This window comes from Massilia sp. Root133 (genome assembly GCF_001426525.1).
Classification (GTDB): Bacteria; Pseudomonadota; Gammaproteobacteria; order Burkholderiales; family Burkholderiaceae_D; genus Telluria; species Telluria orientalis.
Window position 1 is genome coordinate 149,499 of sequence record NZ_LMEW01000002.1, and the last position, 18,255, is coordinate 167,753.

The 18,255-nt window shown below is 67.3% G+C and carries 13 protein-coding genes and 1 tRNA gene; 10 read left to right on the forward strand and 4 right to left on the reverse strand.

Features of this window, described 5'->3' with window-relative positions; translation table 11 throughout:
* The first annotated feature begins 2 nt into the window (after positions 1 to 2).
* Positions 3 to 2,222 (forward strand): bifunctional diguanylate cyclase/phosphodiesterase, encoded by a 2,220-nt coding sequence (locus ASD28_RS03410; RefSeq protein ID WP_056124007.1) that lies wholly within the window; start codon positions 3 to 5, stop codon positions 2,220 to 2,222.
* A gap of 6 nt (positions 2,223 to 2,228) precedes the next feature.
* Complete coding sequence (locus ASD28_RS03415; protein ID WP_056124010.1) at positions 2,229 to 3,782, forward strand: SEL1-like repeat protein; 1,554 nt, start codon at positions 2,229 to 2,231, stop codon at positions 3,780 to 3,782.
* A 3-nt stretch (positions 3,783 to 3,785) separates the two neighbouring features.
* Here the strand turns inward: ASD28_RS03415 and ASD28_RS03420 are convergent, their stop codons facing one another.
* From ASD28_RS03420 to ASD28_RS03430, 3 genes are all read right to left on the reverse strand, one after another.
* Complete coding sequence (locus tag ASD28_RS03420; protein WP_056124014.1) at positions 3,786 to 4,772, reverse strand: bestrophin family protein; 987 nt, start codon at positions 4,770 to 4,772, stop codon at positions 3,786 to 3,788.
* Between the two features lie 10 nt (positions 4,773 to 4,782).
* Positions 4,783 to 5,391 (reverse strand): glutathione S-transferase family protein, encoded by a 609-nt coding sequence (locus ASD28_RS03425; RefSeq protein ID WP_056124017.1) that lies wholly within the window; start codon positions 5,389 to 5,391, stop codon positions 4,783 to 4,785.
* A 90-nt stretch (positions 5,392 to 5,481) separates the two neighbouring features.
* Positions 5,482 to 6,318, reverse strand: a complete 837-nt coding sequence (locus ASD28_RS03430) for an alpha/beta fold hydrolase (protein WP_056124020.1) — start codon at positions 6,316 to 6,318, stop codon at positions 5,482 to 5,484.
* A 168-nt stretch (positions 6,319 to 6,486) separates the two neighbouring features.
* Between ASD28_RS03430 and ASD28_RS03435 the strand changes: the two genes are divergently transcribed.
* From ASD28_RS03435 to ASD28_RS03450, 4 genes are all read left to right on the forward strand, one after another.
* Positions 6,487 to 7,716 (forward strand): putative DNA modification/repair radical SAM protein, encoded by a 1,230-nt coding sequence (locus tag ASD28_RS03435; RefSeq protein WP_056124023.1) that lies wholly within the window; start codon positions 6,487 to 6,489, stop codon positions 7,714 to 7,716.
* Positions 7,692 to 9,230 carry a UdgX family uracil-DNA binding protein gene (locus tag ASD28_RS03440; RefSeq protein ID WP_307167072.1) on the forward strand — a complete coding sequence of 513 codons (1,539 nt, stop codon included), beginning with the start codon at positions 7,692 to 7,694 and terminating at the stop codon, positions 9,228 to 9,230. The genes ASD28_RS03435 and ASD28_RS03440 overlap by 25 nt, the downstream gene beginning before the upstream one ends.
* A gap of 115 nt (positions 9,231 to 9,345) precedes the next feature.
* Complete coding sequence (locus ASD28_RS03445) at positions 9,346 to 10,371, forward strand: TraB/GumN family protein (RefSeq protein WP_056124029.1); 1,026 nt, start codon at positions 9,346 to 9,348, stop codon at positions 10,369 to 10,371.
* A gap of 10 nt (positions 10,372 to 10,381) precedes the next feature.
* Positions 10,382 to 11,386 (forward strand): TraB/GumN family protein, encoded by a 1,005-nt coding sequence (locus ASD28_RS03450; RefSeq protein ID WP_056124031.1) that lies wholly within the window; start codon positions 10,382 to 10,384, stop codon positions 11,384 to 11,386.
* On the opposite strand, the gene epsC is transcribed toward ASD28_RS03450, so the two are convergent.
* Positions 11,387 to 12,319 carry a serine O-acetyltransferase EpsC gene (epsC, locus tag ASD28_RS03455; protein ID WP_056124034.1) on the reverse strand — a complete coding sequence of 311 codons (933 nt, stop codon included), beginning with the start codon at positions 12,317 to 12,319 and terminating at the stop codon, positions 11,387 to 11,389.
* Positions 12,320 to 12,507: 188 nt separating this feature from the next.
* Between epsC and ASD28_RS03460 the strand changes: the two genes are divergently transcribed.
* The 4 genes from ASD28_RS03460 (at position 12,508) to ASD28_RS03475 (ending at position 18,197) form a co-directional block, all read left to right on the forward strand.
* Positions 12,508 to 12,581, forward strand: a tRNA-Gly gene (locus ASD28_RS03460).
* Positions 12,582 to 12,678: 97 nt separating this feature from the next.
* Positions 12,679 to 14,718 carry an ATP-binding protein gene (locus ASD28_RS03465; RefSeq protein WP_056124036.1) on the forward strand — a complete coding sequence of 680 codons (2,040 nt, stop codon included), beginning with the start codon at positions 12,679 to 12,681 and terminating at the stop codon, positions 14,716 to 14,718.
* A gap of 135 nt (positions 14,719 to 14,853) precedes the next feature.
* Positions 14,854 to 15,396 (forward strand): response regulator, encoded by a 543-nt coding sequence (locus tag ASD28_RS03470; protein WP_056124039.1) that lies wholly within the window; start codon positions 14,854 to 14,856, stop codon positions 15,394 to 15,396.
* Positions 15,397 to 15,497: 101 nt separating this feature from the next.
* Positions 15,498 to 18,197, forward strand: a complete 2,700-nt coding sequence (locus ASD28_RS03475) for an EAL domain-containing protein (RefSeq protein WP_056124042.1) — start codon at positions 15,498 to 15,500, stop codon at positions 18,195 to 18,197.
* Positions 18,198 to 18,255 lie beyond the last annotated feature (58 nt).

Below are 18,255 nucleotides of genomic sequence, written 5' to 3' on the forward strand. Positions count from 1 at the left end.
CAATGAATCCATTCTCCGCCAGCGCCACGTCGTCCAGCCCCCACGACACGCAATCCTCGCTCGGCATCGACCAGCCCCGACTCCTGCTCGTCGACGATGAACCGCGCCTGCTCACCTCCCTGTACGAACTGCTGCAGGGCCGCGGCTACCAGCTCGTCACAGCCGCCACCGGAGGAGAAGCCCTCGCGCACCTGGCGCGCCTGCGCTTCGATCTCGTGCTGCTCGACCTGCGCCTGCCCGACATCGGCGGCCACGAGATCATGGACTTCATCAACGAGAAGGGCATCGACGCCGACGTGATCGTGATGAGCGGCGAGGTCGGCATCGACGCCGCCATCGGCGCGCTGAAACGCAACGCCTACGATTACCTGCGCAAGCCGTACAGCCGCGAGGAACTGCTCAAGACCGTCGCGAACGCACTGAAGCAGCGCCGCCTGCAGGAAGCCAATGCGCGCATCGCGAACCAGCTGGAAAACTCGGAGAAGATGTACCGCTACCTGGTGGATTCGTCGCCGGACATCATCTACACGCTGAACCACGAAGGCAAGTTCACCTTCATCAACGACCGCGCCTACCAGCTGCTCGGCTACAAGCGCGAAGAACTCATCGGCCAGCATTACTCGATCCTCGTGCACGACGAAGACCTGGAGCGCGCGCGCTACGTCTTCAACGAGCGCCGCGTCGACGAGCGGGCCTCGCGCAATGTCGAACTGCGCCTGAAATGCCACGCGGGCGCCAACCAGGAACGCACCTTCAACAACACGCTGATGACGATCTCGCTGAACGCCATCGGCATGCACGTGCCCGACCAGGAAGTCAAAAGGCTCGAGTTCTACGGCACGTACGGCGTCGCGCGCGACATCACGGACCGCAAGCGCGCCGAGGAAGTCATCTCGTACCAGGCCTACCACGACATCCTGACCGACCTGCCGAACCGCATCCTGTTCAAGGACCGCCTCGGCCTCGCCGTCATCCAGGCCAAGCGAAAACAGACGGAACTGGCCGTGATGTTCATCGACCTGGACCGCTTCAAACTCGTCAACGACACGCTCGGCCACGTCAAGGGCGACGAACTGCTGCAGCAGGCCGCCGGCCGCCTGAAGGAATGCCTGAGGAAAGGCGACACGCTGGCGCGCCAGGGCGGCGACGAATTCACCATCGTGCTGCCGGAACTGCGCGACCGCGACGACGCGCGCATGGTGGCCGACAAATTCCTCGAAGTGCTGCAGGAGCCGTTCGACCTGGACGGCCACGCCGTGCACATCTCGGCGTCGATCGGCATCGCGGTCTATCCGGCGCACGGCGAATCGATCGACGAGCTGCTGCGCCACGCCGACATCGCCATGTACCAGATCAAGGGACAGGGCAAGAATGGCCACGCGTTCTACGACCCGGCGATGCAGGACGTGTCGCACCAGAAGATCGCGCTGGAACAGAGCCTGCGCCGCGCGCTCGAGCACAACGAGCTGGAGATGTACTACCAGCCGCAGATCGACGCCATCAGCGGCCGCATCGTCGGCGCCGAGGCGCTGATGCGCTGGAACCATCCCACGCGCGGCATCGTGTCGCCGGGCGAATTCCTGCCGTTCGCCGAAGAGAACGGCCTGATGCTGCCGATCTCGGACTGGATGATCGGCGCGCTGTGCCGCGACATGCTGCAGTGGAAGAACATCGGCAACCAGGTGCGGCTGTCGCTGAACCTGTCGCCGCAATACCTCGACCGGGGCGACTTCTTCGAAAAGATGCGCGGCGCGCTCCTGCGTTACGGGATCGCGCCGAGCCAGATCGAAGTCGAAATCACCGAGAACATCTGCATCCGCAACCCGCAGCACGCGATTGAGCAGCTCAACAAACTCGGCCAGCTGGGCGTGTCCGTCGCGATCGACGACTTCGGCACCGGCTATTCGTCGCTGGCCTACCTGCACCGCTTCCCGGTCCACACGATCAAGATCGACCAGTCGTTCGTCAAGGAGATCCACGACGAGCACGGGCACTATCCGGTCGTGCTGGCGATCATCTCGATCGCGCGCGGCCTGGGCCTGAACCTGATCGCGGAAGGCGTCGAGACGGACTCGCAGGCCCGCTACCTGCGCGCCAACGGCTGCCTGACGATGCAGGGCTATTTGTACCACCGCCCCATGCCGCTCGGCCGCTTCATCGACGTGCTGCGTGGGCAGACACTGCCGGCGGGCGTCTTGAACGTGCTCGCCTTCCAGGCCTGATGCGCCATGTCGTCCAGCCACACCGCTGAATTCCTGCGGGTAAAAGCGCTCGCCGAGCGCGGCGTCGCCACGGCCCAGCACAGCCTCGGCTTCATGTACGTGAACGGCCAGGGCGTGCCGCGCAACGACGAGCTGGCCGTCGCGTGGTACCGCATGGCCGCGAGCAGCGGCCTCGAACAGGCGCAGTACAACCTCGGCGTGATGTACCAGAAGGGGCAAGGCGTGGCGCAGGACCTGGGCCAGGCGCTGCACTGGTACCGGCAAGCCGCGGAACAGGGCTACGTCCAAGCCCAGTACAACCTGGGCTGGCTGTACGCGAAAGGCCAGGGCACGCCGGCCGACGTGCACGAGGCGCTGCACTGGTTTAACAAGGCCGCCGCACAGGGCGACCCCGGCGCCCAGCACAATCTCGGCATGATGTACGAGGGCGGCAAGGGTGTCGCGCAGGACGTCGCGCAGGCCGTCGAGTGGTATCGCAAGGCGGCCGACCAGAATTATGCGCGCTCCCAGTTCAACCTCGCGCTGCGTTACGACAGCGGCCAGGGCATCGCGCGCGACGCGCAGCAGGCCATCCACTGGTTCCGCAAGGCCGCGGAGCAGGGCTATGCGCCGGCCCAGTTCAACCTGGGCCTCCGCTACGACAAGGGCCAGGACCTGCCGCAGGACAGCGAAAAGGCGATCCTGTGGTACGGCCGCGCGGGCGAGCAGGGCCACGCCAGCTCGCAGTTCAACCTCGCGCTGATCCACGATACCGGCCACGGCGTCGCGCGCGATCCGCAGCTGGCGCTCGCGTGGTTCCGGCGCGCGGCCGAGCAGGGGCATGCGGGCGCGCAGGACAACCTTGGGCTTCGGTACGAACATGGCCAGGGCGTCGAGCAGGACTATGCGCAGGCCGCGCACTGGTACGCCCTCGCGGCGGAGCAGGGCTTCGCCGGTGCGCAGTACCATCTGGGCCAACTGTATGACGCGGGCCATGGGGTCGCGCAGGATCCGTCGATCGCGCTGGACTGGTATCGCAAGGCCGCGGAACAGGGCCACCTGCGCGCGCAGTTCGATCTAGCGCTGCGTTTTGAAAGCGGCAACGGCGTCACGCAGGACGAGCGCGAAGCCGCGTACTGGTACCGCAAGGCGGCCGACCAGGACTACGCGCCCGCGCAGTACGCGCTGGGCCAACTCCTCGACCGCGACGACACCGGCACGGTCGACCCGCGCCAGGCGACGCTGTGGTTCCGCAAGGCGGCCGAGCAGGGCCACGCGCTGGCGCAGTTCGCGCTGGGCCTGCGCCACGACAGCGGCCACGGCGCCGAACGCGATTACGAGGCGGCCCATTTCTGGTACCTGTGCGCCGCGCGCCAGGGCCATGCGCGGGCCCAGTTCAACCTCGGCGTGATGTATGCGGCGGGGCAGGGCGTGCCGCTCGATCTCGTCGAAGCCTATGCATGGCTGCACCGCGCGGGCGCCGCGGGCATCGCGCCGGCCGCGAACTACATCCGGCGCATCGCTGCGCGCATGGAGCCGGCGTTGCTGGCGCAGGCCAACGGCTATATCGGCGCGGCGTAGATCCTAGAGCACGATGTGCCCGGCCGGCGCCGCCGGTGGCGGGGCGTGGGGCAGGCGATGGAGCACGCTCAACTCGACTTCGATCGCCCGCGACAGGGACGTGATCGGCACATCGTTGGCGCTGCCTTCGAACGGATTCTCGGTGCTGGCGCCGACCTGGTCGAGTGCCAGGTACATCCATCCGATCAGCACGCTGAACGGGACGGCCAGCCACGCCATTTGCCCGTCCAGCCGCGCGAATTCTCGCACCATCCCCAGTGGCAGCAGCAGGGCGAACAGCCAGACGAACAGCGAATTGACGATCGCGTACTGGCGCGGATAAGGAAAGTTCTTGAGACGTTGCGCGCGCGCGTGCTGATCGATCAGGTCCTTCAGGGTCTTTTGCAGCTCGGCGTATTGCAGCATCTGCAGCGCCTGGTCGTGGAACAGGTCGCGGATGGCGCGGCTCTGCAGGGACATGAGCGCGGCGGGGACGTCGTCGACGGTCAGGAGGTGGGCGACGGTGTCCGGCGGCAGATAGCGGGCCAGCGCGGCCTCGAGCGGCACGCTGCGTTCCGCCACGTCGAACATGCGTTCCCGGTATTCGGCATTGGGCGCGGCCGCGGCGGCTTCCCACACGCGCGGTGCGCGCAACTGGTAGCGGACGGCCGTCAGCCAGGCCAGGTGGCGGGTCACCAGCGCGGGGATCGCGCGCTCGTTGGTCGGAAAATCGCGGCAGATCAGGCCCCAGTGGCGGCTGGCTGCCGCGAGGGACGACCAGATCTGCTGGGCTTCGACCGTGCGGCCATAGCTTTGCGCATTCTTGAACCCGACGATGAAGGACGCGGCGGTACCCAGCAGCGCGAGCACGGGCCACGGCAGGGAAAGCCAGTGCCAGCCGCCCAGCTGGTACAGCGCCACGGCCGTGCCGGCGCACGCGGCGAGCGGGTAGACGCGGCGCCGGGTCCAGTGCACGAACTCGAACAGCCCGTAGGACTTCCCGATGTGCATGGGCGTTCGGTCAGGCTTCCTCGGCGCGCAGCGCGTCGCGGACCGCCGGATCGCGCGACATCCGCTCGTGGAACGCGGCCAGCGCATGCAGGTCCGACATGTCGACGCCTTTCGCTTGTGCCCAGCGCAGCACGACGTAGAGGTAGGGATCGGCGATCGAACGTTGTCCAGTGAGCCAGTCGCGGTCCGCGAGCGCGCCGTCGAGGCGTTCGAGGTATGCCCGGACATGGCGGCGCGCGTTGGCCGCCAGCTGCTCGTCCAGGTCACGCCCGTCGAGGAAGCGTTCCGGCGCGAACAGGGGTTTGAATGCCTTGTGGACGTCTGAATTGAGGAACGCCAGCCAGCGCATCACCTCGGCCCGGCCGCGCGGACTGCCGTCGCCCGCCAGCTGCGCATGTGGATGGAGGTCGGCCAGGTAGCCGAGGATGGCGACGTTTTCCGTGAGGGCGAGGTCGCCGTGCACGAGCAGCGGCACGTTCCCGCCGGGGTTGAGCTTCAGGTAGGCCGGCGCCTTGATCGAGTCGAGCGTCATCGGCACGATCTCGTGCGGCACGCCGAGCCAGCCGAGAACGATCAGGTCGGCCAGCGAACAGGCGCCGCGCATGTGGTAGAGCTGCATGGTGTCTCCGGTGGTGTCGATAGCGGCGCCACTATCGCACGGGACCATGCCGCGCATTGGTGCATTTTCGGCACCGGATTGCGTCCTGCCTTACACTGCCGGATTGGCGGCGAGCCGTCCATCCTGGCGCAACGCCCGCGCGAGGAAGGTATCGATCGCGACCGAGCTGGCCGTCGGCGCGCTCAAATGCGGGCAGTGGCCCACGTTGTCGATGACCTGCAGCGTGCTGTGCGCCAGGTGCTCGTGCAGCCACTCGCCCACTTCGCGCGGCGCGATCAAATCGTCGCTGCATTGCAGGATCAGGGCCGGGACCGTGGAGCGTGCCACCTCGGCGCGGATGTCGGCCTGGAAGGTCACGCGCGCGAAATGCTTGGCGATGGCGGGATCGTTGCGGCAGAAGCTGCGCGTCAGTTCCGCGCCCAGTTCCGGACGATTGGGCGCGCCCATGATCGCGGGCGCCATCTTGCGCGACCAGTCGAGGAAGTTCGTCTCCATCGCCTGCAGCAGACCGTCGATGTCCTCGCGGTTGAAGCCGCCGATGTAGTCACCGTCGTTGATGTAGCAGGGCGACGGTCCGACGAGGACCTGGGCCAGGAAGCGCTCCGGCGCCGCCACCGTCGCCAGCAGCCCGATCGACGCGCCGACCGAGTGCCCGACGACGATGGTCGGACCGGCCGCGCAGGCGTCGAGCACGTCCAGCAGGTCCGTCACGTGGCCCTGCAGGCTGGCGTACTTCGCGCGGTCGTAGGCTTCCCAGTCGGAGCGGCCGCTGCCCGTGAGGTCGTACAGCACGACGCGGAAGCGCTCCGCGAACGCCGGCGCCAGGAAGCGCCACATGGCCTGGTCGCAACCGAAACCGTGCACGAACACCATGGTGACCGGCCCCGAGCCCGTCACGTGAACGTTGTTGCGAAACTGTACAGACATGGTGAATCCTGGCCGAAGCATGTAACAATCCACTGATCTTACCACTGTGAAACCACCATCAGCGGTACTCACATTGATCTAGCGCAAACCGCACCACAGTGCGTTCGCGCACGGCACGGCAGGGACGATTCGCGATATACTGTTCATATATACAGTATTTATCGCCCGATGGAACTCAAAGACAAGCTCGAGATCCTGGCCGACGCGGCCAAGTACGATGCCTCCTGCGCCAGCAGCGGCGCGCCCAGGCGCGATTCCGTCGACAAGGACGGGCTGGGTGCGACGAACGGCATGGGCATCTGCCACAGCTATACGCCGGACGGACGCTGCGTGTCGCTGCTGAAGATCCTGCTGACGAACTTCTGCGTCTACGATTGCCAGTACTGCGTGAACCGGCGCACGTCGAACGTGCCGCGCGCCCGTTTTTCCGTCGACGAGGTCGTGAAGCTCACGCACGATTTTTATCTGCGCAACTACGTCGACGGCCTGTTCCTCAGCTCCGGCATCATCCAGTCGAGCGACTACACGATGGAGCAGCTGGTCGAGGTCGCGCGCCGCCTGCGCGAAGAGCACCAGTTCCGCGGCTACATCCATTTGAAAACGATCCCGGACGCCGACCCGCGCCTCATCGAACTGGCGGGCCGCTATGCCGACCGCCTGTCGGTGAACATCGAGCTGCCCACGCAGGACAGCGTGACGAAGCTCGCGCCGGAAAAAAGCGTCCACACGATCAAGCTGGCGATGGGTTCCATCCGCACGAAGCTGGACGAAAAGGACGACCACCCCAAGGCGCCCACGTTCGCGCCGGCGGGGCAGAGCACGCAGATGATCGTCGGCGCGGACGCCAGCGACGACCAGACGATCCTGAATACCGCGCAGACGCTGTACGGCAGTTATAAACTGAAACGCGTGTACTACTCGGCGTTCAGCCCGATCCCGCACAGCCCGTCCAGCGTGCCGTCCGCGCCGCCGCCGCTGCTGCGCGAACACCGTTTATACCAGGCCGACTTCCTGCTGCGCGGCTATGGTTTTACGGCGAAGGAGCTGATGCCCACGGCCGGGAACCTGGCGCTGGACATCGACCCGAAGCTGGGCTGGGCGCTCGCGAACCGCGACCACTTCCCGCTCGACCTGAACCGCGCGGACGAGACCATGATCGCGCGCGTGCCGGGCATCGGGCTGCGCACGGCCAAGCGCCTGATCGACCTGCGGCGGCTGCGGCGCATCCGCTGGGAAGACCTGTCGCGCCTGCGCTGCAGCCTGAAAAAGCTGGCGCCCTTCGTGATCACGGCGGACTACAAGCCGGCGCAGGGCACCGCATCGTCCGACCTGCTGCGGCGTAACCTGGCCGACGCCCCCCAGCAGATGAATTTGTGGCCGGAACTGCGGGCGGCGTGATGGCGGCGGATGCGCTGGTCCGGACAGGGCAGCCGGTGCAGGTCGAGACGTTCGCCGAGTGGCGCGAGGCCGCGCGCGAGCTGCTCGTCCACGGCATCCCGCCCGACCAGGTGACGTGGGGCGTGCCGCATATGGGCGACCTGCTGGCGGGCGGCGACCTGTTCACGGGTGCGCCGGCCGCCGCCGAGGCACCGCATAATCCTTCCATACCGCCGCCGGACGAGCCAAAGAATGAGCCACTGAGGCCCGCGCCGCACATCCCGCGCTCGCTGATGGAGATGCTGCAGTCGGCCGCCTGCTGCCGCGTGCCGGACCGCTGGGCCTTCCTGTACCGCGTGATCTGGCGCTGGCAGCAGGGCGAGCACGACGTGCAGTCGCCGGCCGACGAGGACGGTGCCCGGCTGAATGCGATGGTGAAGGCGGTCCGCCGCGAGGAACACGACATGCATGCCTACATCCGCTTCCGCGAGCGCCCGGAAGAAGCCGGCCCGCCGCGCTTCGTCGCCTGGTACGAGCCGCGCCACGACGTGCTGCCCCAGGTGGCCGACCATTTTGTCTCGCGCATGGGCAAGGTCAGCTGGATGATCGCCACGCCCGAGGCGAGCGTCCTGTGGGACGGCCATACGCTGCACAACACGGGCCCGCTGGTGCGCGATGCGGCCGATCTCGAAGACACGGGCGAGGCCTTGTGGCTGACCTATTACCGCAGCGTGTTCAATCCGGCCCGCCTGAACACGAACGTGATGCACCAGCATATCCAGTCGGACCGGTGGAAGAATTTGCCGGAGGCGAAGATCGTGCCGCACATGGTCAGCGAGGCGGCGCTGGGCGCGCGCAAGGTGGGGCAGTACGAGGCCGTCGGCCAGCGCAAGGGCACGACGATCCCGATCGCCCCCGAGGACGCTCAGCCGGAACGCCAGCAGCCGTCGAAACTGGACGAATGCCGGCGCTGCGAGCTGTGGCAGTTCGCGACGCAGGCCGTGGGCGGCGAGGGACCCAGGCGCGCGAAGATCATGTTCGTCGGCGAGCAGCCGGGCGACCAGGAAGACCTGGCGGGGCAGCCGTTCGTCGGCCCGGCCGGCAAGCTGCTGGACCGCGTGTGCGAGGCGGCCGGTGTCGACCGCGACACGATCTACGTCACCAACGCCGTCAAGCATTTCAAATGGGAGCCGCGCGGCAAGCGGCGCCTGCACAAGACGCCGGTCCAGCGCGAAATCGAGGCCTGCCACTACTGGCTCGACAAGGAATTGGCGAGCGTCAAGCCGACCGTCATCGTGGCCCTCGGCGCCACGGCGTTGAAGTCGGTGCTGCGCACGGCGAACGTCACGCTCAAGAATTCCCTCGGCAAACCGCTGCGCCATGAAGGGCACTGGGTCGTCACGACATACCACCCGTCGTATGTTCTGCGCGTGCCGGGCGAGGACGCGAAGCGCGAGGCCTTTAACACGATGGTCGAGGGCCTCAAGCTGGCGCACGAGCTCCTGGATCGCCCGGTCGACGTACCGGACGCGTGAACGTTGCTGTTGCGACATATGCATGTCAAAGTTGTAACACTTCGTTGCCTTGATAGGCTAAGCTCATCGGTGGCGCTAAGCTTTTGCGCACACAACAACAACGATGGGATGCCCGATGAGCAAACGGTATGCATGTGCGCTTTACCTGAGTTTCCTGACCCTGCCGGTCCTGGCCCAGACCGCGCCCGAGCCTGAACCCGCGCCCGCGCCCGCCGCCGTCGAGGCCGCCGATGCCGTCCCCGCGACCGTCGTGGTCGAAGGCCGCCGGCCCGGTCCCGGCGTCTGGAAAGTCTCGAAGGGCGACCACGTGATGTGGGTGTTCGGCGTGTATTCCCCGCTGCCGCAAAAGATGGAGTGGGATGCGGCGCGCGTGGAGCGTCTTGTCGGCAAGTCGCAGGAAGTGCTGACGCGGCCGGGGGCCCGCATGGAGGTCGGCTTCTTCCGGGGCCTGACGCTGCTGCCGACCGCGATCGGCATCGACAAGAATCCGGACGGCGCCACGCTGCACGACGTGCTCCCGGCGGACGTGTATGCGCGTTGGCAGGTATTGAAGGGCAAGTATATCGGCGATGACGACGGCATCGAGCGGCGCCGCCCGATCTTCGTCGCCGATACGCTGCTGAGCAAGGGCTTGTCGAAAAGCGGCCTGACCCAGAATACCGGCGTGGAAGAGCAGATCGAAAAGGCGGCCAAGCACAACAAGGTCAAGATCACGTCGACGGCGCTCAGCATGGACGTCGACGATCCCCGTGCGCTGATGAAGGAATTCAAGAAGTCGCAGGTGGAAGACGTGGCGTGCTTCACCAAGACCCTGGAACGGCTGGAAGGCGATATCGACGCCATGCGCGTGCGCGCGAACGCCTGGGCCAATGGCAATATCGCCGAGATGTCGAGCCTCGATTATGCCGAGCGCGACAAGGCGTGCAACGACGCCATCTTCAACAGCCAGTTCGCCAAGAACTCTCCCGCATTCCAGCATCTTCCTGAGCGCATCCGTGCCAACTGGATGAAGGCGGCCGAGAAGGCATTGGCCGACAACACGGCGACATTTGCGCTCCTGCCGATGAAGAACGTCATCGGTCCGCAGAGCTACCTGGCCGACCTGCAGGCGCAGGGCTATACGGTCGAGAGCCCGAAATAAGGAACACGCCATGACGAAGACAATCAACGGGTATGTGTTCTCGTTGGCTCTGCTGGTCCCGCCGGCGTTCGCGCAGAGCGTGGACCAGACCGCGCAACCCGCCGACGGCGTTCCCGCGACGGTCGTCATCGAAGGCCGCCGTCCCGGCCCCGGCGTGTGGAAGGTGTCGAAGGGAACGCACGTGATGTGGGTCTTCGGCACCTATTCTCCGCTGCCGCGGAAGATGGAATGGGATGCGTCGCGCGTCGAGCGCCTCGTGGCGAAGTCGCAGGAAGTCCTGATGCCGCCCGTCGCGAAAGCCCACATCGGTTTCTTCAGCGGATTGACGGCCTTGCCCAGCCTCATCGGCATCAAGCGCAATCCGGACGATGCGGTGCTGCATGACGTGGTCCCGGCCGACGTCTACGCGCACTGGACGGTGCTGAAGGCCAAGTACGTCGGCGAAGACGACGGCATCGAGCATTACCGGCCCGTCTTCGCGGGCGAGGAACTGCTGCTCGCCGGCCTCAAGAAAAGCGGCCTGAGCTATGGGAGCGAAGTGCTCGGCAAGATCGAGGACGTCGCGAAAAAGAACAAGGTCAAAATGACCGACTCGGGCTATGACGTGATGGTCGACGACCCGCGCAAGCTCGTGCGCGACTTCAAGAATTCGCAGGTGGACGACCTCGTCTGCTTCACGAAGACGCTCGACACCCTGGACACCGATCTCGAAACGATGCGCGTGCGCGCGAATGCCTGGGCCAACGGCGACATCGGCGAGATCCGCGGCCTGAACTTCGCGGAGCGGCGGGATGCATGCCTGGACGCCGTCATGAACAGCTCGATCGCGAAGGACGCCGCGGCCCTGCGCCAGGTGCGCCAGCGCCTGCGCACCTCCTGGCTGAAGGCGGCGGAGAATGCGCTGGCCAGTAACGCCATCACCTTCGCCGTGCTGGAGATCCAGGACATCCTCGGCCCGACGAGCTACCTGGCCGGCCTGCAGGCCAGGGGTTACGTCGTCGAAAGTCCGAGGTAACTAAGCCGACTCGCCCGATATGTCCGATGCGCCCAGGTCGTCCTCGCGCGATGCGGCCTGGGCCACGCGGGCACCCGCCGGCACGTCGTGCGTCAGCCAGACATTGCCCCCGATGACGGCGCCCTTGCCGATCGTGATGCGGCCCAGCACGGTGGCGCCCGCATAGATGACGACGTCGTCCTCGACGACGGGATGGCGCGGCAAGCCCTTTTGCAGCGAGCCGTCGACATTCGCGGGGAAGCGCTTCGCGCCCAGCGTGACGGCCTGGTACAGGCGCACGCGCTGGCCGATGACGGCCGTCTCGCCGATCACGACGCCCGTGCCATGGTCGATGAAGAAGCCGGCACCGATCGTCGCGCCCGGATGGATGTCGATGCCCGTTTCCGCATGCGCCTGCTCGGCGATGATGCGTGCGAGCAGCGGCAGGCCGAGTCCGTACAGACAATGCGCGAGGCGGTAATGGATCATCGCGTGGATGCCCGGATAGCACAGCAGCACTTCGTCGACGCTGCGCGCGGCCGGGTCGCCCTGGAAGGCGGCGATCACGTCGCTGTCGAGCAGGGTGCGGATGCCGGGCAGCGCGGCGCCGAACGCGCGGGTGGCCTCGAGCGCCTGCGGCTCGATGTCGGTATGGGTCAGGTGGCGCAGCGCGGCGCTGTAACGCAGCTCGATGCGGACCTGGCGCAGCAGCGCGTGCAGGGCGGTGTCGAGCGCGTGCGCGACGTGGAAATCCTCGCTTTCCTGGCGCAGGTCGGGCGGGCCCAGGCGCAGCGGAAACAGCACGCCTTTCAACTGCCCGAGGATCGTCGCCAGCGCGTCGCGCGACGGAAACTCGATACCGCGCACCTCGCCGGCCGGACGATGCGCCTGGCGCCATTGCCGGCGCGCCTCGTTCAGGTCGCGCACGATCGCGCCAATGTCGAAGTCGGCCATCAGTCGTGCTCCCGGAGGCGGTGTTGGTCGGAAAGAATTGGCCTCACGGTGCCTCCGCTGTGCTGATGGACGAGTGTTCAATATACGAGCCCATCCATGGGTGGCTCAACGAATTTTTCGACACAAGCTCATGTCGAAAAATGTCTAAGGTGACAAAGGAACGTGAACCCGCGTAGAATGCGGGCAACGCGGGTGTAGCTCAATGGTAGAGCAGAAGCTTCCCAAGCTTACGACGAGGGTTCGATTCCCTTCACCCGCTCCATGCTTCGATCCCTCCCCTGAAACATACCGACCGCTGCGCGCGCCCTGCGGCAAGCCCTTATGGCACACTGGCGTTGTTGCTTCAACCAGTGTCAATCATGCAAGAAAACAGACAACAGTCTGACGAAAACCATGCCGGCGCCCTGATGTTCCTGAGCGGCGGCGGCGAAGTGGGCGCGACGATGCGTGCGCACGACTGGTCCACGTCGCCGCTGGGCCATCCGCGCACGTGGCCGCAGGCGCTGCGCACGGTCGTCGGGCTGATGCTGAACTCGAAATTCCCCATGTTCGTCGCCTGGGGGAAGGAACTCGCATTCCTGTACAACGATCCGTATCGCGAGGTCCTGGGCGACAAGCATCCGGCCGCGCTGGGCGGGCGGTTCCACGACATCTGGGCCGAGATCTGGCACGACATCAGCCCGCTGATCGAACGCGCGCTGCGCGGCGAGGCGACGTATGCCGACCGCCTGTACCTCGTGATGAACCGCCACGGCTACGATGAGCCGACCTGGTTCACGTTCTCGTATTCGCCCGTGCGCGACGAGAACGGGGCCATCGCCGGCATGTATTGCGCGTGCGTCGAAGTCACCGAGCAGGTGCTGGCCGAGAAATACCGCAACGAGGAGAACGAGCGGCTGCGCGGCCTGTTCTCGCAGGCGCCGGGGATCATGGCCGTGCTGCGCGGCCCCGAGCACGTGTTCGAGCTCACGAACCAGTCGTACATGCAGCTGGTCGGCCACCGCCCGATCGTCGGCAAGCGCGCGCGCGACGCGCTGCCGGAAATCGTCGGCCAGGGCTTCCTCGAACTGCTCGACCGCGTGTACGCGACGGGCGAGCCGTTCGTCGGCCACGCGCTGCCCGTGCGCCTGCAGCGCGAACCGGAAGGGCCGCTGGAAGAACGCTACATCGACTTCGTCTACCAGCCGATCCGCGACGAGAACGGCGCCGTCAGCGGCATCTTCGTGGAAGGCAGCGACGTCACCGACCGCAAGCTCGTCGAGGACGAGCTGCGCGCCGCCAACCGCCAGAAGGACCAGTTCCTCGCGATGCTGGCGCACGAGCTGCGCAATCCGCTCGCGCCCATCATGACGGCGGCCCAGCTGCTGAAGCTCGGCCGGCTGGACGCCAAGAGCGTGGCCAACGCCAGCGAGATCATCGTGCGCCAGGCCGAGCACATGACGGACCTCGTCAACGACCTGCTGGACGTCTCGCGCGTCACGCGCGGCCTCGTCACGCTGGAGAAGGACGAGCTGGACCTGAACGTGATCGTGTCCGCCGCCGTCGAGCAGGTGCGGCCGCTGATCGACGCGCGCCGCCATGCGCTGACCCTGCAACTGTCGGGCCAGCCGGCGCACGTGACGGGCGACCGCACGCGCCTCGTGCAGGTCATCTCGAACATCCTCAACAACGCCACCAAGTACACGGCGCCGGGCGGCCGCATCGTGCTGGCCGTGACCGTGGGCGACGAGCAGGTGACCGTGTCCGTGCGCGACAACGGCGTCGGCATCGCGCCGGAAGTCCTGCCGTACATCTTCGACCTGTTCACGCAGGCCGAGCGCACGCCCGACCGGTCGCAGGGCGGGCTCGGGATCGGCCTGGCGCTGGTGAAAAGCCTCGTCGCGCTGCACGGCGGCACCGTGCATGCCAGTAGCGAGGGCCTGGGACAGGGCAGCGAGTTCTCGATCTGCCTGCCGTGCGCGGCGCGCGCGCCGGCGGACGCGGCCAACGAGGGCGGCGCGGCCGCGGCGGGCGCGGTGCCGGACAATGGCAACCTGCGCGTGCTGGTCGTCGACGACAATGCCGATGCGGCCCAGATGCTGGCCGCGCTGCTCGAAGTGCAGGGCCACGCGGTCAGCGTCGAATACGATGCGCGCGGCGCGCTGGCGCGGGCGAAAAACGAGCATCCGGACGTCCTGCTGCTCGACATCGGCCTGCCCGACATGGACGGCTACGAACTGGCGCGGCGCCTGCGCGCCCAGCCCGAGAACGCGGGCGCCACGCTCGTCGCCCTGACCGGCTACGGCCAGAACCAGGACCGCGAGGAAGCCCAACAGGCCGGCTTCGACCATTACCTCGTCAAGCCGGCCGACCTGAACGAGGTCAACGAGGTGCTGGCCCGGGCGGAAGCGCGGCGTTGAACGTTCTTGCGTGCGCGTATTGCCGCGCGGAACAAGGAGCGTTATCCTGAGTGCATGCCCTCCTGCGTAGGTTGCGCGCCGGGGCGGCGTATTTTCGTACCATAGTCAACGCGGGCGAAAAACGGGGACGAACATATGTACGACACCATCGAAGAGCCGCAGGAGATCAGTCTCCTCGAGCGGCATGGCGGGCAGGCGGCGACGCAGGGCGTGGGCCCGGACAAGGGGGCCGCGTCGACGGCCAGGTCGCCGCATGCGGGCCCGGCGCCCGCGGCGCGGGACGCCGCCGGCGCAGCCGCGGCCCAGCCGGGCGTGCGGCGCGTGCTCGTCGTCGACGACAACGCCGACGCCGCCCAGACGGTGGCGATGCTGCTGGAGGTGCTGGGCCACGAGGCGTCCATCGAATACGACCCGCTGCAGGCGCTCGCCTGCGCGCGCGATCGGTCCTTCGACGCGTTCGTCCTCGACATCGGCCTGCCGGGCATGGACGGCCACGAACTGGCGCGCCAGATCCGCGCGCTGCCGCGTGCGGCCGGGGCGCTGTTCATCGCGCTCACGGGCTATGGCCAGCAGCAGGACCGCGACGCATCGAAGGCCGCGGGTTTCCATTACCACTTCGTGAAGCCGGCCGACGTGGATGCGCTGGCGCAGGCGCTGGCGAAGGGCACGCCGGCCTGACGCGCGGCCTTGTCATCATCCCGTCACTTTCTTTTCTTACACTGCGAGTTGCTGAACAGTAACTGAGCGTGCATCCCCGCACGCCTTCTGACGGAACCCGCATGTCCAAGTCCAGTGCGCACACCGCCCCGCGCACCCACCGATTCCTCGCGCTGCTGTGGCCCGCGCTGGCCCTGCTCGTCTGTGCCGCCCTCTGGACCGCCACCATCCTGCACGCCGGCGCTGAACGCCGGCGCGCCGAGGAGCAGGCGTTCAAGGAGGCTGACGCGTATGCCGAAGCCTACGAGCAGTACGTCACCCGCTCGGTCGCCCAGGTCGACCAGATCACCATGCAGCTCAAGCACAGCTGGGAGCACGCGCGCGACCGCAGCCTGATCGAGAACATGCGCCGCGACGGCATGTTCACCGACGCCGCCTTCGTCAACGTGAGCGTGATCGGGCCGGACGGCGCGGTCCGCTCCTCGAGCCGCATCCACGCGCGCGGGCTGGATCTGTCCCGGGCCGACTTCTTCATCCAGCACCGCAACGCCATCTCGACCGCGCTGCGCATCGGCACGCCGCCGCCGGAACTGGACGCGACGCTCGGCTCGATCCTGCGTGGCACCATTCTCTTCACGCGCCGGCTCGACACGCCTGACGACGGCTTCGACGGCGTGCTGCTGATGGCCGTCGACGCCGCGTATTTCACATCGTTCGTCAGCTCGCCCACGCTGGGGCCGGGCAGCCTGCTGGCGCTCGTCGGCACCGACAATGCCTTGCGCGTCGAGCAGGACGCCAGCGGCATCGTGCGCTCGATGGGCGCCGCCTCGCTGCTGCCCGCCAACGCCGACCGCTGGCCGGTGGCGCGCGGCGTGCAGCTGGTCGACGGGCAGGGCGGCTTTGCCGACGGCGAGCCGCGCGTGCTGGGCTGGCGCCGCTCCGGCGCGTATCCGCTCGTGGCCCTCGTCGCGCTGTCGCATACGGCCGTGCTGGAAGCGGCCGACGCCTACTGGACGGACAGCCGCAACCACACGCTGGTGGCCACCGCCGTGCTGACCATGCTGGCGCTGGGGGCGAGCATGCTGTCGCTGCGCGCGTCGGCGCGGGCGCGCGAGCGGGCCGAGATCCAGCGCGCCTACCGCACGGCCACCGAGAGCGGCAACGACGGCTTCTACATGGTCGCGCCGGTGCGCGACCGCAAGGGCCAGACGGTCGACTTCCGCATCGTCGACTGCAACGAACGCGGCGCCTTCTTCTACGGCAGCACGCGCGCGCAGCTCGTCGGCAGCCTGATCTCCGCGGTCCACCACGGGAAGTCCTTCGACGAACTGGTCGCCAACTACCGCACGGCGCTGGCCGTCGGCTTCCACCAGGAAGACCGGCGCATGCCCGACAACAACCGGCTGAACATCCGCTGGGGCCACCGGCGCATCGTGCGCGTGGGCGACAACCTCGCCGTCACCTTGCAGGACATCAGCGAGCGCAAGGAACACGAATCCCAGCTCGCGCGCCTCGCGAACGAGGACAGCCTCACCGGCCTGCCGAACCGCCACTGGTTCCTGAACTTCGTGCCGGTCGCGCTGGCGCGCGCCGAGGACGGCGATCATGGCGCGGCGCTGCTGTTCATCGACCTCGACGAATTCAAGCAGGTCAACGATACGCACGGCCACGCCGTCGGCGACCGCCTGCTCCAGCTGGCGGCCGAGCGCCTGCTGTCGCAACTGCGTCCGGGCGACAGCGTGGCGCGTTTCGGCGGCGATGAATTCGTCGTCCTGCTGAGCCCTTTCGACAGCGACCAGCAGGTGGCCATCGTCGCCACGCGCATCGTCGAAGCCTTCAGTAAACCGTTCCCGATCGCCGACGACCAGCACATGATCGGCGCCTCGGTCGGCATCGCCGTGTACCCGCGCGACGGCCTCGATGCGGCCACGCTGATCCGCCACGGCGACATCGCCATGTACGCGGGCAAGGCCGAGGGCAAGGGCCAGTACCGCTTCTTCGACCCCGCGCAATCGAACATCCTCAAGACGCGCACCCAGCTGCGCCAGCGCCTGCTGGAAGCGATCGACAAGCGCCAGTTCGTGCTGCACTACCAGCCGCGCGTGGACACGCGCACGGGCGAGCTCCTGAGCATGGAAGCGCTGCTGCGCTGGGAGCATCCGCAGCTGGGCATGATCCGCCCGGACGAATTCATCCCGCTCGCCGAATCCAGCGGCCTGATCGTGCCGATCGGCGCCATCGTCATCGACCAGGCTTGCGCCCAGCTGGCGGCCTGGCGCGCGCACGGCGCCGTGCCGGTGCCGGTGTCGATCAACGTCTCGCCGAAGCAGTTCCTGCGCGGCAGCGTGCAGCGCGAGCTCGAAGACGCGCTGGCCCGCCACGCCGTGCCGGCCGGCCTGCTCGAAGTGGAGATCACGGAGTCCGCGATGATGGGCGACCAGGCCGAGATCCTCGCCGAGCTGGCCGCGATCCGCGCGCTGGGCGTCAAGCTGCACGTCGACGATTTCGGCACCGGCTACTCGTCGCTGTCGCAGTTGCAGCGCATGAAGATGGACGTGCTGAAGGTCGACCGCTCGTTCACGGCCGAACTGGGACGCTCGCGCGAAGGCACCGTGTTCTTCCAGGCGATCGTGTCGATGGCGCACGCGCTCGGGATGGAGGTGGTGGCGGAAGGCGTCGAGAACGAGGAACAGCTGCAGATCCTGCGGGCGCTGAAGTGCAACGAGGTGCAGGGGTATTTTGTTGCGAGGCCGCTGCCGGCGGCGGGGATCGCGCCGCTGCTGGAGCAGCGTTACCTGTTCAAGGAAGCGCTGGCCGCCTAGTCGTCGTCCCCGCGAAAGCGGGGATCCATGCTGAGCTTCCGAATCCTGCGGCTCAGCA